Below are 14,105 nucleotides of genomic sequence, written 5' to 3'. Positions count from 1 at the left end.
CATAAAATTGAATGCATTAATGATAAATGAGGCCGGGAACCTCGCCGTAGGCGCGAGCCGCCCTCATGCGTGGCAAAAATATGCGTTGATACAGGTCTACGGCATCCTCCAGGTCCTCATTAAAGCCGGGAGGATACAGGCGGAAACGCGCCTCTTCTTCGTCGTAGGTAACATAAAAATCTGCCAGGTAGGTGAGCTCGTCGCTCTCATGATAGAAGGTATCTTCGATATCCTGGTCCTGGTTTTCGTCGACATCCAGCGAGCGCTCGGCATCTTCAATAAAAATGTAGAGTGCCTTCAATTTCCCTGCGCCCAATGCTTCAAGCTCCAGAATGCGTACCTCATCTTCTCCCACTTTTGCCTGGACAATGTGGCCCGCATCGGCCAGTTCGGTGATAAGCTTGCAGAAGCGCTCAATGTCGCAGTCAGACGGCGATATGGAGAGTTCAAAAAGAACATCCTCTATATCGTCTATGAGCCGCCCGTCCACCATAACGCGTTGCTCTGCTGCCAGCTCTATTTTTTTCCAGACGCGAAATGAAATATCTGACGGATCGGCCCCAGGTATGGCGTCGTCTTTGTCCTCATCAACATAATCTTCAAACTCCATCGTTGTGTTTACGCTGACTATGGTTCCGGCATCCAATAGCTTCTGGAGGATGCCAACAAAAATATCAAGTGTCGTTGTCGTCATTTTCTGTACCGCCCGGATTCCTCAGCTATAACCCGCAGTACAAGTAGCTGGCTAAGCTCCCCGTTTTCACAGGATCTTTCCATCTTAAAGACAGGGAGACATGTTACTGCTGGAAAGGGAAAGGAAGCTGTGTCCATCAGTGATAAAATTTTTATTATTTTACCACAAGGCACAGCTATTTCCAAAGAAACCTTGTCATCGAATGGCGGTCTGTATCGTCTGGAACAGGTCGTCATAGTTCAAACTGTCGGGCGTGGTGGTATCAACTTCGACGATCTGGCCGTCCAGAGGCATCGGCGTGAGACGACCCTGCATAAGACGCTGCTTGTTTTCTTCCAACCATTCTACATCTGGATGCCCGCCGTGCCGACCCTCCGCACCTATGCGTGCCATGAAGCGCTCAACGAGGACGGCGCCATCTGCCTGGCATAGGATCTGCAGCGGTTCAAAATCGTGCTTGCATTGCAGTTCTCGGAACTCGGCCCCCCTGATCTCCGGCCGCCCAAAAAGCCCTCGACGATGACTGATTGGCCTCCAGCCAGCACCGATCCCAGAACGTAATACAGCAGCGTAAACGTAGATTTTGCCAGCAGCGGCGGCATCCCATGACTGTTACAATCCAGAGCATCATAAAGGGTCTCGTAGATGCCATCCCTGGAGAAGATCGGCAGCGGCACATCCGCCGCCAATCGCCTGGATAAGGTCGTCTTGCCACTGCCGGGCAGGCCATTTACGATAATCAATGTGGGCTTTCCCATTCTCACAATTCACTTTCCCGTGAAGTACCTCATCACGTCATCCTATTCTTTTCTCAGCCACATTATATTACCGTATCTTCCCTCTTAATGCCAACCCAAATCAATATAAAGATATCATGCAACGCCCAATCCAAAATGGAACGTAATCGTAGCGGCGACCTTCAACGGTCGCCTGGCCGCGAGCAACAGCGATTGCGGCCCCGTCCCCTGTTCGAGATCTCCGCGATCAAGCAAAAAATTGCGGCAGTTGCTTGAGCGTCTCCCACTGGGCAAGATCATGCCCAAAGATAACCTGCGAAATGTGCTTCCTCTCGACCAGTTCCAGCAGCTTGCGCGTGCTGGCGATGGCCCCCTCTCCATCGGCGTCTGTGGGGCCCACCGGCCGCGTGGCTGTGAAGTGGTCTCTCAGCGCAACGGCATCAATGGCCAGCAGCACGAGACCACTGTGCAGCAGGTCTACGAGCACCGCCTGGTGACCGGGTACGTGTCCACTGGTCTCAATCAGTTCGATTCCGGGCAGCAGTTCCACGTCTCCGTCGATCAGCTGGTAGCGCTCAGCGGGCTGATCCCATTGGGAGCGCGTGGCCGCGAAACGCGGGTGTCCGGCGCTGGCGATCTCGTGATGCTGGCGCTGGACAATGAGTCTGGCGTTGGTGAAGATACCCAGATTGCCCGCGTGATCGTCGTCATAGTGCGTGCAGATGAGCAGATCGATGTCGTCAGGTCGCACCCCAATCATGGCCAGCTGTTCAACCACACTCTTCCCATATACAAGGGTCATGCCGCGCCCCAGGCTATCCTCTACCACGACCTCACTCCCTCCCGATCTTGCCATGTCCAGCGATAAACCGCTATCAATCAAGATGTTTTTGCCGTCCTCTGTCTGGATCAGGTAACACGGCACCGGCAATGTAAAGGGACCTACCTTCATGACTGCTACCTGCATCAGATAGAGCCGCTGTGGACGCATTGAACTACTGGCCATACGTTTATCCTTTCATCATTCGCCAATTATCCCCAAAAGTATAGCAGACCCGCATAACCAGCAAAAGCATAAATCTATGCTGAAAGCATACCTCCCGGCATTGGCATGCTTTCAGCATAGATTTATGTCGCGTCGCTAACCCACGCTGACTTAGTGTTTCACACCCGAAGCGATAAAGAGCCCGGTCTCTTTGGCTATATGAATGACACCATGAGCTTTGAGCTCTTCTGTCAAAAGAGCACGCAGGGACCGTAACTGCTCCTCACTGACGCTGCCGGGCGCCCGGCCCGAGAGGATAAAGGCGACCAGAGGCTCTACCTCGGTGACGGCAAGATCCCCTTCAAATAAGCGCCTCTCGACCTGGCTGAACCTGGGTGCCATCTGCTCGCTTCCATTCTGTAGATTGAAGATGGATCGCGGCTGCGCACCCATGATGCCACCCGCCGCTATCCCGGCCCGCGTGGAGAAGTGCTCGATCTCGCGCAGATGAGCTTCCCCGTTGGTGGCGGCGTAGAAACGCCCCTGCGGCCGCAGCACACGCCGGATTTCGCTAAAGGCACGCTGGCGATCCGGCACATGATAGAGCATGTGGTTGGCAATTACATAATCGAAGTAGTCGTCGGGAAAAGGAATCGCCTGGATGTCTATGACTTGAAATTGAAACCGCTCAGGGCTCTCTACCAGATTCTTCCTCGCGTCCTGCAGCATACCCTCCGAGAAATCAGAGAGCGTAACCTGCCAGCCGCCCGGGATACGATCCAGGTTGTGCACCCACAACTGCCCCGAACCTGTACCCAATTCCAGCACGCGACTGCCATCAGGAATATCAAACTGCTCAAACACCCAGCGTTGCCAGTCCGTACGGTTGGTGCTGAAACGCTCATGCAAGCGTATCCGCGCATCCAGATTTACCGCTGAATGATATTGCTTATCCAGCAGGTAGCGTTGATCTATCGTGTCTGACATAAAAAGAATATACCCTCACTTTCATTCCTCAAACTTTAGATTCGCTGATATTTTAACCTATCCTGTCACCCTTGTTCTATCTCTAACTTCTTTCTATATTTTCATCCTTTTTAAAATCTATGCATAAACAGCAGCTCTGTTGACTTTTCACATTAAATAATTCTAATTATTATTTTCATGAATTCATCTATCTTTCATCACAATATGTTATCATTAGCATTAATATCGTATATAAAGAAATCATACATCTATTACAGTTTCGTTTTCCTCTCTAGATAGGAGAAATTTATGGCTTCATCATCCTGGTGGACGAAATCTATGGGTCTCATACGTATTGCCTTTGGGCTACTCTGGGCTATCGCCGCCATCTACAAATGGCAACCCGGCTTCATCAACAATGTCCCTCACTACTTCACTCACCATATGCAAGGGCAGCTGCCCATCGCGCAGACCTGGATAACGTTGTGGGCAAACATTGTCCAGATGAATCCTCAGTTGTTCGGCTATATCATCGCCATCAGCGAGACGGCCCTCGCTCTGGCGCTCATTCTAGGACTCTTCAACAATCTCACCTATATCTGCGGCTTCATTCTCTCACTGGGCATCTGGTCAGCAGCCGAAGGCTTTGGGGGCCCCTACCGTGCTGGCGCGACCGACATTGGCACCGCTATTGTCTATGCCTTTGTCTTCGCCAGCTTATTCTTTGCCACAGATAGCCGCTACTATAGCATCGATCGCTACCTTCTCCCTAAACTCGGTCCTCTCCATTTCCTTGCATCAACCCCGCACACGTCGTTGGCCTCCACGAAAGATATCCCCGTGCCTGACAAAGTTACGACAGGTCTATAATCAGGCATGGTAAAAGGCATCGTACAGATGGCGTAGCCAGTTGTACGATGCCTTGATCAGTAGCGCATAGTGCATTAGCTGCGGATAATAATCAGCCACAAAGGATAAGGCCCCTTTTAGCCCTTTTATCCTATCTCTAGACAATAGAAAAGAATGTTGTTATACTCATCTATATTCTTTCTCTATATTTATATATACCTATATTGCTATTTCCCTATGAGTTCGTTTTCCTAGAAAGGTCAATCTTGCATGTTCTTCTCTCGCCGAATGCAGTTCTCTGTGATTTGCTGCCTCTGCCTGCTCTTAAGTCTTGCCTTCCTGGCTGGATGCGCCGATTCAGCTACGGCAATGCAGCATCAGCCTGTCCCAACCTCAACACCTACAAAAAGCATTCCAACTCCGACGCCAACCCCGGAAGTTCCACAGCAGATCTATACCAATCACAACTTTAGCCTCTCGTATCCAAAAGCATGGACGGTCAAAGACAAAAAGGAAGGTCGCTTCAACATGATCACGATCACCGCGCCAGGCGACTCCGATGACGTCACGATTTTCGCCTCCGGCCCTCTGAGCAGTGATCTGCAGGTCAATCTGAAAGTCGGAATGGACAATCAGATCAAATCCGTCTCTGAGCCGCTGACCAATGTCGAGGATACCACGACCTCCCCGACGACCACTTTCGGAGGTCTCACCTGGCAACAAAAAAGCATTCGAGGTGACTATACCGCCGACAATGACACCTACCCCGTGTACTACACCTTATGGGGAGCAGTCCACCCACAGTATGGCGTCTTTTATATCATGACCTACTCGTCCGCCGATAATCAAAGTATCAGCGAAGAACAATATTTCCAGCCCATGATACAGTCGTTTCACTTCACCAACCAACCAGCCGTGTAGAAGCGGCCTTGCCTGCTTCCCTGCGAGAACTCATCACACACAACGAGATGTCATGCTGCGTTCTCGCCCTTTCTTTATCCCCTCGATCGAGGCGCGGCGACAGTTCGCCTCTCCCGAAGACGAATAAATGCTCCGTACGTTCGGGGCTCACGCCCGATACGTTCAATTCAACAATGTGAATCGGAGGCATCCTTGATGGGAAGGGTAACCGTAAAGGTGGAACCTTTCCCAATTTCACTATCCACGCTGATCACTCCCCCATAATGTTTGACAATCTCGGCTACAATGTACAATCCCATGCCCAGACCGGGTATCGATTTCTGCCTAAGAGTCGATACCCGATAGAAGCGCTCAAAAATCTTGTCACACTGTTCGCGCGGAATACCCAGGCCATGATCATGCACACGAATGGTGATCGTCTCTGATGAAGCGTCGAGATCGATCTCGACCGTCTCTGCGTTGGGAGAGTATTTGATAGCATTACTGATCAGGTTGGTGAAGACCTGTCCCAATCGGTCCCGATCCGACATCAACCTGATCGTTGCTGTACCAGATACCCGAATGGTGTGATCTGGATTGATTTGCTGCAACGTATCGATGATCTCATGTAGGAGTTCATCAATGTCCACCATCTCCCGCCGGTACTCCAGCTTCCCGTTCTGGATCCTGGAGACGTCCAGCAGCTCATCAATCAGCCGGCTGATAATATTGAGCTGCGTCTCCATCAGGGAAAAAGCCGAAACCGGAACCTGGAGCCCCTGCCTTGTGAGTTGCCGACGCATTAAGGAGAGCTGCATCTTCACAGCCGTGAGCGGGTTCCCCAGTTCGTGGCTGGCCATATTGATAAAGTCGTCTTTACGTCGTTCCAGTTCCTTGCGGGCCGTATTGTCCAACACAAAGGCGATCCCCTGAGATGGATTGCATGGCAATGTGACTCGCCCGACAATTACTGGCAGGTGACTCCCGTCTTTACAGATGTACTCTTTCTCATAGGGCGTCATTGCCGGTTGGGTGTCTAGTTCCCGATGTGCTTGTCGCGTTCGGTCCACATATTCTGGAGGTGTCATGTGCATCCAGTTTATTTTTCCATTACGCAAATCATCGCGCGTATAACCGGTCATGCGCAGAAAGGTATCATTGGCGGACACAATCTGCTCACCTTCACTGATATTGATCCCGATAATTGAGGAACTCATTAAGACATTGGCCTGTTCCTGGCTCTGACGCAGGGCTTCCTCAATACGCTTCTGCTCATCGATGTCCGTACACGATCCGATCCAGGAACGAATCGTGCCTCGTGCATCTCTCTGCGGCACACCTCGCACCAGAAACCAGCGATATGCTCCACTGGCACCGTCGCGCAGGCGATGTTCTACTTCATAAGGCACTCCTTTGCGGACGGAGGAACGCCATAACTTCCGTACTCCTGGTAGATCATCAGGATGTACTGCCACCATCCAGCCATTCCCCTCTGCCTGTTCATGCAGCATTGCCAGATAGTCGATCAAGCGCTGATTGTTATAGGTAATCGCCCCATCGGGTCCTGCCATCCAGACAAATTGGGGGATATCATCAACCAGTGCACGCAGTTCCTTTTCAATTTGCTTGTGTTCAGTAATATCCTGACCTGCGCAGATCAAATACACAACCTGCTGGCGGCCATTATAATGAGGGGTAATCGTCGTCAAAATATCCAGATACAAATCATCTCGTGGATGGATTCTGGCCTCAAATTGCACGTTTTCTCCCTTGCCAGCTCGCTCAATTGCGGCCCGCAATCGCTGCTGGACAGCAGGGTCATAGGACCACGCAGGCAGATCGGCGAACGGTTTGCCAATCACCTTCTCTCGCTGGATGCGTGCATCTACCAGGGGACGCTGATTAATGTCCAAAATCAGCCCTTCGGGCGTCAAGATCATCACTCCGCCAACGAAGCCTTCCAGCAGATTCCGATATATCTGTTCGTCCTGCCGATAGAAATCCTGAAGGTGCTGTGGATCACTGTCTTCACGGATAAAAATCGAGAGACCTTCATCTGTATGAGAGAGAGAAGCGTGCAGCCGGAGGTTCGTGGCAGGAGAAATATACGCCACTTCAGTTGGTTCCCGCGTCTGCATGGTCTTTTGGACAGCCTGGTAGAGCGCCGGACTTGTCAGTTGAGGAACATGGCGCCACAACACCTTGCCGTATATATGCTCTCGGGAAGATCCAGCCAGGACCTGCGCTCGCTCATTGGCATAGACAATCCTCGCGTCACTATCAATGACATACAAAGCATCAGGAAGCGTCTCAAGGATCTGTATGAGCGTATCACGCGACGCAGAAGTGACACCCCGGGTCCGTTTGTCAAGAGCCATAATGCAGCAGCTATCCCTTTCACCGGCCCCATCCCTGGGAAGAAAGACGCTTCCCTACTCTCCATCCAGATATACTAGAATGATGTGATATATTTGAGCACTACGCAAGCTCATGTAGTCAACATATATCCAGTGAAACTTCACTCCCATCGAGAACGTTTTAGAAAAAAAGTAGTCCTTCTTCCCCACTATAAATGTAAAATATTTACACAGCTCAATGCAGGAGGGGTAGATAGCTAGCGAGCGACATACTACAATGGACGGAGGAAAAAAACCGCATCTTTGGCATCTCAGAACAACGGCTGACGGGAGCTACCCCTGGGGGCATCAGGTCCTCTTTGGCTATGTAGCCGGACTCTTCTTTGTGCTCGTTGCCCTGCTGGCAAACCGTTTGATGACCCCCCCTCATTTTATCTGGGCTCCCTTTTGTCTTGTAACAGTTCTCGTTGGATTCTTCTGGGGCGTTGGCCCCGCGCTCATTACCCTGATACTTGGACTGCTTACCTTTGTCTTCTTCGTCGTTATTCCTCAATATCACTTCCTTACCTGGAATATTGCGAGCGATTTCATGCTCTTCGGCCCTTTCATATTTGCGCAAGTCATTATAGCTCTTCTGGCGGCCCAGCATGAAGTACAGTACAGACGAGTCCTGCGCATGCGGCGAAAGCTACAATCCTCCGCCGAGGAACTAGCCGTTACCAACCAACAACTTGAGAGAGCCAACCACCTCAAGGACTACTTTGTCACACGCGCGGCACACGAATTGAGAACTCCACTTACGACGATCTTAGGGGAGGCACAACTCGCATTGCGCCGTCTGAACAAATTAAAGGAACCAGCGACAGCATCGCTCCCCTGGAAGAAAGATATTGAATTGATTGAGGGTCAGGCTCGCGGCATGAACATATTAATTGACGAGTTGATTGATCTTAGTAGCTTCCGTTCGGGAGAGGTCCAGTTACGGCTGAGTAGATGCGATTTTGGAGACCTCTGCCGTAAAGTCGTCGAGAATCTGCGCACAATTTCGGGGCGTTCTCTTGAGTTCAAGCGTCCTTCCTCTCCAGTCATCCTTCAAGCTGATAGCGAACGACTCTCTCAGCTTGTCACTAACATCATGAGGAACGCCATTCAGTATTCACAAGAAGGCACCATGGTCCATATAAACCTGAGCCTGGAACCTTCCCATGCACTGCTCCGGGTTCATAATGATGCTCCTGAGCTTTCTCAGGAACAACAAGAACATCTTTTTGAGCCATTTTATCGTACCCCCTACGCTGAAATCATGTTCAGAGAAGGATGGGGACTTGGCCTCACGATGAGTAAAGAAATTGCCAAGCAACATGGTGGACATATCTGGGTACAATCCTTTAAGGGAGAGGGCTTCACCTGCTTTGTACAAATTCCCATCTCAAAATGAGAGGTGACACATACTCAAGGAGTCCTCCATGCAGAGAGGGTCCCTTCGACCACACAGAAAAACGAACACGGCTACGTTTTTCTGTGTGGTCGAAAAGTGCATTCAGACTACCAGGCCACGGGCAGATGCGCGGGTCCAAAGGTCAGCGCGTCATTCTCTCGCCAGGGGACCTCTGAAGGTGCGACCGCCAGGTGAACAGCGGGGAGGCGGGTCAGCAACGTCTGCCAGAGCACCTGCAGTTCCATGCGCGCGATCTGTTGTCCCAGGCAAGCATGAATGCCGCGTCCGAAGCTCATAATGGGTTGCATATCGCGATCAAAGCGAATCGTCCGAGGATCGGGAAACACGGAGTCATCATAGTTTGCAGCGTGCGGGGCCAGAAAGACCACTTCCCCTTCAGGCAGTGTGGTATCACCCAGCTGTACCGACTCTCGCGTGATACGTGGCCGGCCATGGCCGATCGGTGTGACGCGCAGCACTTCCTCGATAGCCTTCGACAGTTGATCGGGCTGTTCCAGGTGCACCCGTAACTGTGCTTTGAGCTCTGGCTGCTGCAGAAGAATAAAGGCCGAATTTGTGAAGGTGGTGCTGACGGTCTCAAAACCTGCCCCGATAATCGCCATGGCAAAGCCATACATTTCAGGCGCCGTCATGACCTCATCCCCCTTTTGCTGAGCACGAACCAGCAGACCCAGTATGTTGTCACCGGGATTCGCCTGCGCTTGCTGAATGATGGGAGTAAGATACTGCACCAATTTCATGCCTTGCATCTGTTTTTCCTGCAGCGAGGCCGTTGTCGAAATCATTACACGCGCGGATTCACGGTAGAGCTGCTCTTCCTGCTGCGGAATACCCAGCATCTCACACAATACCGTCATCGGCACCTGGATGGCATAATCCTCAAAGAGATCCACCGGGGGGCCGGAGCGCTCTATCTCATCCACCAGCGCCTGGGTGACTTCAACCACGCGGGGACGCAGTTTGTTGGCCGCGGCCACGGTAAAGGCCGGTCCAATCACACGGCGCAGTTTGTTATGACGCGCATCGGAGACGCTAAAAATGGTGGCGGGACCCGACTCGTCCGATCCGGTCACGGCGCCAGCTTCCAGGCGAGGCACATCTCCGTCGGATGCCTTGATGGCACCGTATTTTGGATCGGCAAACGCCTGGGCGATCTCTGTGTAACGGGTGGGGACAACCGCATCTCCACCATAGGGCATGTGCACCCTGGCGACCGGACACTGCTGGCGCAGGTGGTCATATTCCTGAGGAACCTCCAGGCTATGATCAGCAAAAGGAAAAGGGTACGAGGGAAGCTGCTCCTCGCTGGCTTCATTCCTGGATGGTATCTGCTCCTGGCTCATCTCTATACTCCAATCTCTCGACTCTTCCCACCTGTGGCTGGGAGGGCCGTTTTTCTTCTTAATGCTTCATTACGGTCAGAGAAAGGCTATCTGGACTTCCTGCCTGGGCCATCAGGCGGCGAACCACCCACCATCTACCGGCAGAATCGCTCCGTTGAGATAACTGGCATCCTTTGAGGCGAGAAAGGCGATAGCCGCCGCCAGTTCTTCAGGTTGAGCATATGCGATGGCGAGCTTGCCTGCACGAAGGGCAGAACTTTCGCCATACCAGTCTCACTGGGGGCTCCCCTTCCGATCCCTATAGCGGTAGCAACGCCTCCAGGACAGACCGCGTTGCAGCGAATACCGCGCTCACCATAGTGGAAAGCAATGCTCCTGGTTAGACCTACCACCCCGTGTTTGGAGACCGTGTAAGGGGTTCCGGCGGCGCCTCCACGTAAACCAGCCTCGGAAGCGGTATTGACAATACTTCCTCCTCCCTGCTCCAGAAAGAGAGGGATCGCTCGCCTACAGGCGAGAAAAGGTCCGGTTAAGTTAATCGCCAGCACCCGCTCCCATAAGTCAAGCGGGACATCGGCGGCAGGCGTCATCAGATCCATAATACCAGCGTTGTTGCACAGAATATCGAGGCGCCCATAGGTTGAGGTAGCGGTGGCGAGCATAGCTTCCACATCCGCGTCGGACGAGACATCAGCAGTGCAGGCCGTCGCCTTTACTCCTTGCTGCCGCAGTTCTGCGACCAGGGCTTGCAGTGGAGCTTCAACGACATCGACAGCAACCACGGCGGCTCCCTCAGCCGCAAAACGCTGGGCCAGCGCCCGGCCAATGCCAGACGCAGCTCCGGTAACTAAGGCGACCTGTTGTTCAAAACGCATAGTGTGTTCCTCCAGAAAAAAGACCACTCGCGCTAGAGCGAGAGATCAGCTATACTGTCTTCTATTGACATTATTGCTATTTTGTATTGTATGGCCATCAGATGACATAAGTCAACAGGAGCAAAAAGGAAAATGAGTGACATAATTTCTTCACAAAGCGATGCTATCCAGCTCTTGAGTTTGCGTGAGCGTAAGAAACAGCTCGTGCAAACCACGATTGCCGAAACGGCCTTACGGCTCTTTCAGCAACAGGGATATGAGCAAACCTCTATTCAGGACATTGCCGAGGCTGTCATGATGTCTACGCGCACCTTTTTTCGCCATTTCGCCTCGAAAGAAGAGGTGCTCTTTGGACCCACGAAGGCAACGCTAACCGAAGGTGTCCATTTTCTTCAGCATGCTGCTCCCATAGAGACTCCACGCACCGCCTTGAAAGCAACGCTGGAATACATGGCCAATCGCTATCAACAACAGCGGGAGAGTTTTCTCATTCGTTACCGGGTGGCTGTGCAGACACCCTCTATCGCATCGTTTTATGTCTACGCGCTCCTGGAAGGTGAGACAACGATGTCCCATGCGCTATACACTCGCCTGGAAAACACCGCGAACCAGGAGGAGATAGACGCCCTGGTGGCTATCTACATGGCAGCCTTTCGCCTGGCTCTCATCGCCTGGCTAGAGCATGAAGCACAGCAAGACCTGCTCTCTTTGCTACGTAAGCAGCTGGACATTTTCTCGTCTCTTTTCCGGCATATCTAGATACCGTTGCTAAAGATCACTGAACAGGTACGCCGGGATACCACATTTGCAGAGGTCTGGCACCTTCTTCTAAGAATCAAACATATTACGGCTGAAAGATCATCAGTTTGAGCTCCTTTTCTCCTAAGCATGACTGAGTGCGAAAGATAATAGAGATCCTACAGGAGTGAAATGAAAAGCCGATAGAAGGGGATATGAACAAGAACCAACCACACCATCTTCAAAAGATTGGTGCGAGGGCGACGCTTGCTCGTCTAGCCCCTCCATAAACAAGGCTGGAAACGGAAAGGCATTGTCACCGCATAGAAGCCACCCTATGGAGCGTAAGTCCATGGTTCAAAAGATCCAAAAACGAGCGAGCCAGGGCATTGGATCATCAACCACCACAGGATCTGAACTCAACAGGAAAGCTGCCTTCCTCGCAAAGGTAATCTTGCTGCCTCGAATGTGTGGGTCACTATCAAGGGGACAGCAAGAATCAAGGAGCAGGTGTTTCATGACAAATGACAAAGAAAATGTATTTGCTGGAGAGCAACGCGGAAAACATCACCAGGAACTGAGTCGACGAGAGTTTCTTGCAGAGACGGGACGCACCCTCAGCATGGCACTGGCCTCTGCCGGCGTCTTCTATGAGTTCATCGATAATCTTGCTCAAAAGCCCGAGCAGGTTGCTTTCGCGGACGGCCAACCTTTACCGAGCAGCCAATCTTTACCGCAAGAACAATATATTGTCCCGAGTACCCGCATCGTCAACGTTAATGGTTCAGGTCTAAGCGACGGCGGCCCTGGCACGATTCCAGTTGTGGTCCATCCTCTCCACAACCATATCATCACTGCGACATTAAACGTCCCGGCGAAAGCGAAGGCCTTGCAGGAAGCGCAGCAACATTTGGAGTCCGTTCTTCAGGGTCTTGAACAGCAATTTCCACCTACGGCTTCCACCGGAGTGGACATCCTGGTAGCCTGGGGACTCCCGTACTTCCAGCACTATATCCCCAGTTTGGGGAAATCTTCGAGCTTTTTCAAGGCTGGAACGCATTACCCGGATTATATGCCAGTTGACCTGGCAACATCTCAGAAACAAAAACAGAAGGTGTATGCGGTCCAGGAGGCCAGGACTTTCCCGAGTGACCAGCCCCCTCCCGGCTTTGGCCCGGTCCGGCTGGAGCAGAATGATGTGGCTGTAGTTCTGCGCAGCGACTCGTTGGACAATATCCTGGCGGCCACTAATACTATCTTCGGGACGGCAAGCAACCAGGCTGGCAGCTTATTCAATGTGACCAGTATTCGCCGGGGCTCCACGGGGGGAGGTTTCTATGGGCAACAGAGCATCCCGCGCAAGGTAGCACTGGCGGCGAATATTCCCGGCGCGGAGTCTATCCCTCCTCACGCTCAGGTCTTCCTCGGCTTCACCACAACATTACAGGCGAATCAGGCTCCGGGCAATATTCCGAGTATGGAGACCATACCGGGCCAAACTGACCAATGGCCCAATGGGTACTTCAAATGCGGTACCACCATGCACCTCTCGCACCTGTTTGAAGATCTGGCTACCTGGTACGGGCAGGGCTTCCCCACGTATGCTGATCGCGTCCAGGCGATGTTGCAGCCTGGCCTCTCGCCTGCGCCGGGAACTCTCACCCTCAATCCGCCAGGTCAAAGTGAGGCCAATGTGGTGCAAGGGGTCCACCAGTACCACGCCTACGGTCACACTGGGAGCATGGCGCCGGTAGACAGCACGACAGCGCCGACGACCAGCAATTACGGCGTGAACTACCCCACGGGAACGACCATCCCCGTGCGCGGTGATTTCAATACGGTGGATAATCCATTCCACTACACCTCCGACCCGACCGGAGATCACTACAGCAGCACGCCCGCCACCGGAATGCACTTCATCATGTTCCAGCCGACGATTGCAATTTTCAATCGCGTCCGGCTCGCGATGGACGGCCACTATTCCGATCAGACCCTCTCCGTCACACCGCGCTCCCCCCACGCCGGCATCAACTCGGTCCTGTTCACGACCCACCGGCAGAACTACCTGGTCCCATCCCGTAGCCATCGCTCCTTCCCGCTCGCTGAGTTTCTCGCCTGACATTAGCCAGGCTTGACGGACTTCCTCTGCTCTCCGTCATCTCCCAGGCAAAGCTCATGTCTGGGGAGGAAAAGAGTTGAGGT

The 14,105-nt window shown here is 52.4% G+C and carries 13 protein-coding genes and 1 pseudogene; 5 read left to right on the top strand and 9 right to left on the bottom strand.

What is annotated here, in order from left to right; translation table 11 throughout:
• Positions 1–16: 16 nt before the first annotated feature.
• The 5 genes from AABA21_RS38645 to AABA21_RS38625 form a co-directional block, all read right to left on the bottom strand.
• Positions 17–694, bottom strand: coding sequence for a hypothetical protein (locus tag AABA21_RS38645; protein ID WP_338258405.1), 678 nt, complete (start codon positions 692–694; stop codon positions 17–19).
• Positions 695–889: 195 nt separating this feature from the next.
• On the bottom strand, positions 890–1,087 hold the full coding sequence (locus AABA21_RS38640) for a hypothetical protein (RefSeq protein WP_338258404.1): 198 nt from the start codon (positions 1,085–1,087) through the stop codon (positions 890–892).
• Positions 1,075–1,452, bottom strand: coding sequence for a P-loop nucleotide/nucleoside kinase family protein (locus tag AABA21_RS38635; RefSeq protein WP_338258403.1), 378 nt, complete (start codon positions 1,450–1,452; stop codon positions 1,075–1,077). The genes AABA21_RS38640 and AABA21_RS38635 overlap by 13 nt, the downstream gene beginning before the upstream one ends.
• 226 nt (positions 1,453–1,678) lie before the next feature.
• Positions 1,679–2,437 carry an N-acyl homoserine lactonase family protein gene (locus AABA21_RS38630; protein WP_338258402.1) on the bottom strand — a complete coding sequence of 253 codons (759 nt, stop codon included), beginning with the start codon at positions 2,435–2,437 and terminating at the stop codon, positions 1,679–1,681.
• A 150-nt stretch (positions 2,438–2,587) separates the two neighbouring features.
• A complete protein-coding gene (locus AABA21_RS38625) occupies positions 2,588–3,403 on the bottom strand; it encodes a class I SAM-dependent methyltransferase (protein WP_338258400.1) in 816 nt (271 codons plus the stop codon).
• Positions 3,404–3,691: 288 nt separating this feature from the next.
• On the opposite strand from AABA21_RS38625, the gene AABA21_RS38620 reads away from it, so the two are divergent.
• Both AABA21_RS38620 and AABA21_RS38615 read left to right on the top strand, forming a co-directional pair.
• Positions 3,692–4,252, top strand: coding sequence for a TQO small subunit DoxD (locus AABA21_RS38620; protein ID WP_338258398.1), 561 nt, complete (start codon positions 3,692–3,694; stop codon positions 4,250–4,252).
• A 249-nt stretch (positions 4,253–4,501) separates the two neighbouring features.
• Positions 4,502–5,152, top strand: coding sequence for a PsbP-related protein (locus tag AABA21_RS38615; protein ID WP_338258397.1), 651 nt, complete (start codon positions 4,502–4,504; stop codon positions 5,150–5,152).
• A 167-nt stretch (positions 5,153–5,319) separates the two neighbouring features.
• Here the strand turns inward: AABA21_RS38615 and AABA21_RS38610 are convergent, their stop codons facing one another.
• Positions 5,320–7,509 (bottom strand): PAS domain S-box protein, encoded by a 2,190-nt coding sequence (locus AABA21_RS38610; protein ID WP_338258395.1) that lies wholly within the window; start codon positions 7,507–7,509, stop codon positions 5,320–5,322.
• A 364-nt stretch (positions 7,510–7,873) separates the two neighbouring features.
• Here AABA21_RS38610 and AABA21_RS38605 point away from each other — a divergent pair, with 364 nt between their 5' ends.
• On the top strand, positions 7,874–8,926 hold the full coding sequence (locus AABA21_RS38605; protein WP_338258394.1) for a sensor histidine kinase: 1,053 nt from the start codon (positions 7,874–7,876) through the stop codon (positions 8,924–8,926).
• A 107-nt stretch (positions 8,927–9,033) separates the two neighbouring features.
• Here AABA21_RS38605 and AABA21_RS38600 read toward each other — a convergent pair whose 3' ends face one another.
• The 3 genes and pseudogenes from AABA21_RS38600 to AABA21_RS38595 form a co-directional block, all read right to left on the bottom strand.
• Entirely contained in the window at positions 9,034–10,290 is a 1,257-nt protein-coding gene (locus tag AABA21_RS38600) for a cytochrome P450 (protein ID WP_338258392.1), read from the bottom strand.
• 111 nt (positions 10,291–10,401) lie between these two features.
• Entirely contained in the window at positions 10,402–10,482 is an 81-nt protein-coding gene (locus AABA21_RS39630; protein ID WP_420917255.1) for a hypothetical protein, read from the bottom strand.
• A gap of 161 nt (positions 10,483–10,643) precedes the next feature.
• Positions 10,644–11,165 (bottom strand): annotated as a pseudogene (locus AABA21_RS38595) (SDR family NAD(P)-dependent oxidoreductase); the annotation flags it as partial.
• Positions 11,166–11,297: 132 nt separating this feature from the next.
• Here AABA21_RS38595 and AABA21_RS38590 point away from each other — a divergent pair.
• Together AABA21_RS38590 and AABA21_RS38585 are read left to right on the top strand one after the other, a co-directional pair.
• Positions 11,298–11,924, top strand: coding sequence for a TetR/AcrR family transcriptional regulator (locus AABA21_RS38590; protein WP_338258390.1), 627 nt, complete (start codon positions 11,298–11,300; stop codon positions 11,922–11,924).
• Positions 11,925–12,420: 496 nt separating this feature from the next.
• The gene (locus AABA21_RS38585; RefSeq protein WP_338258389.1) at positions 12,421–14,022 is read left to right on the top strand and encodes a DUF7405 family protein; all 1,602 of its coding nucleotides are present in this window, start codon (positions 12,421–12,423) and stop codon (positions 14,020–14,022) included.
• The last annotated feature ends 83 nt before the right edge of the window (positions 14,023–14,105 follow it).

Source organism: Dictyobacter halimunensis (assembly GCF_036245075.1).
This window is presented reverse-complemented; position numbering and strand designations above follow the sequence as displayed.

Excerpts from the sequence above, each read along its gene's own strand:
- AABA21_RS38620 (WP_338258398.1), top strand. The coding sequence starts at position 3,692 with ATGGCTTCATCATCCTGGTGGACGAAATCTATGGGTCTCATACGTATT.
- AABA21_RS38610 (WP_338258395.1), bottom strand. The coding sequence starts at position 7,509 with ATGGCTCTTGACAAACGGACCCGGGGTGTCACTTCTGCGTCGCGTGAT.
- AABA21_RS38600 (WP_338258392.1), bottom strand. The coding sequence starts at position 10,290 with ATGAGCCAGGAGCAGATACCATCCAGGAATGAAGCCAGCGAGGAGCAG.
- AABA21_RS38635 (WP_338258403.1), bottom strand. The coding sequence starts at position 1,452 with ATGGGAAAGCCCACATTGATTATCGTAAATGGCCTGCCCGGCAGTGGC.
- AABA21_RS38640 (WP_338258404.1), bottom strand. The coding sequence starts at position 1,087 with ATGGCACGCATAGGTGCGGAGGGTCGGCACGGCGGGCATCCAGATGTA.
- AABA21_RS38625 (WP_338258400.1), bottom strand. The coding sequence starts at position 3,403 with ATGTCAGACACGATAGATCAACGCTACCTGCTGGATAAGCAATATCAT.
- AABA21_RS38630 (WP_338258402.1), bottom strand. The coding sequence starts at position 2,437 with ATGGCCAGTAGTTCAATGCGTCCACAGCGGCTCTATCTGATGCAGGTA.
- AABA21_RS38645 (WP_338258405.1), bottom strand. The coding sequence starts at position 694 with ATGACGACAACGACACTTGATATTTTTGTTGGCATCCTCCAGAAGCTA.
- AABA21_RS38585 (WP_338258389.1), top strand. The coding sequence starts at position 12,421 with ATGACAAATGACAAAGAAAATGTATTTGCTGGAGAGCAACGCGGAAAA.
- AABA21_RS38590 (WP_338258390.1), top strand. The coding sequence starts at position 11,298 with ATGAGTGACATAATTTCTTCACAAAGCGATGCTATCCAGCTCTTGAGT.
- AABA21_RS38615 (WP_338258397.1), top strand. The coding sequence starts at position 4,502 with ATGTTCTTCTCTCGCCGAATGCAGTTCTCTGTGATTTGCTGCCTCTGC.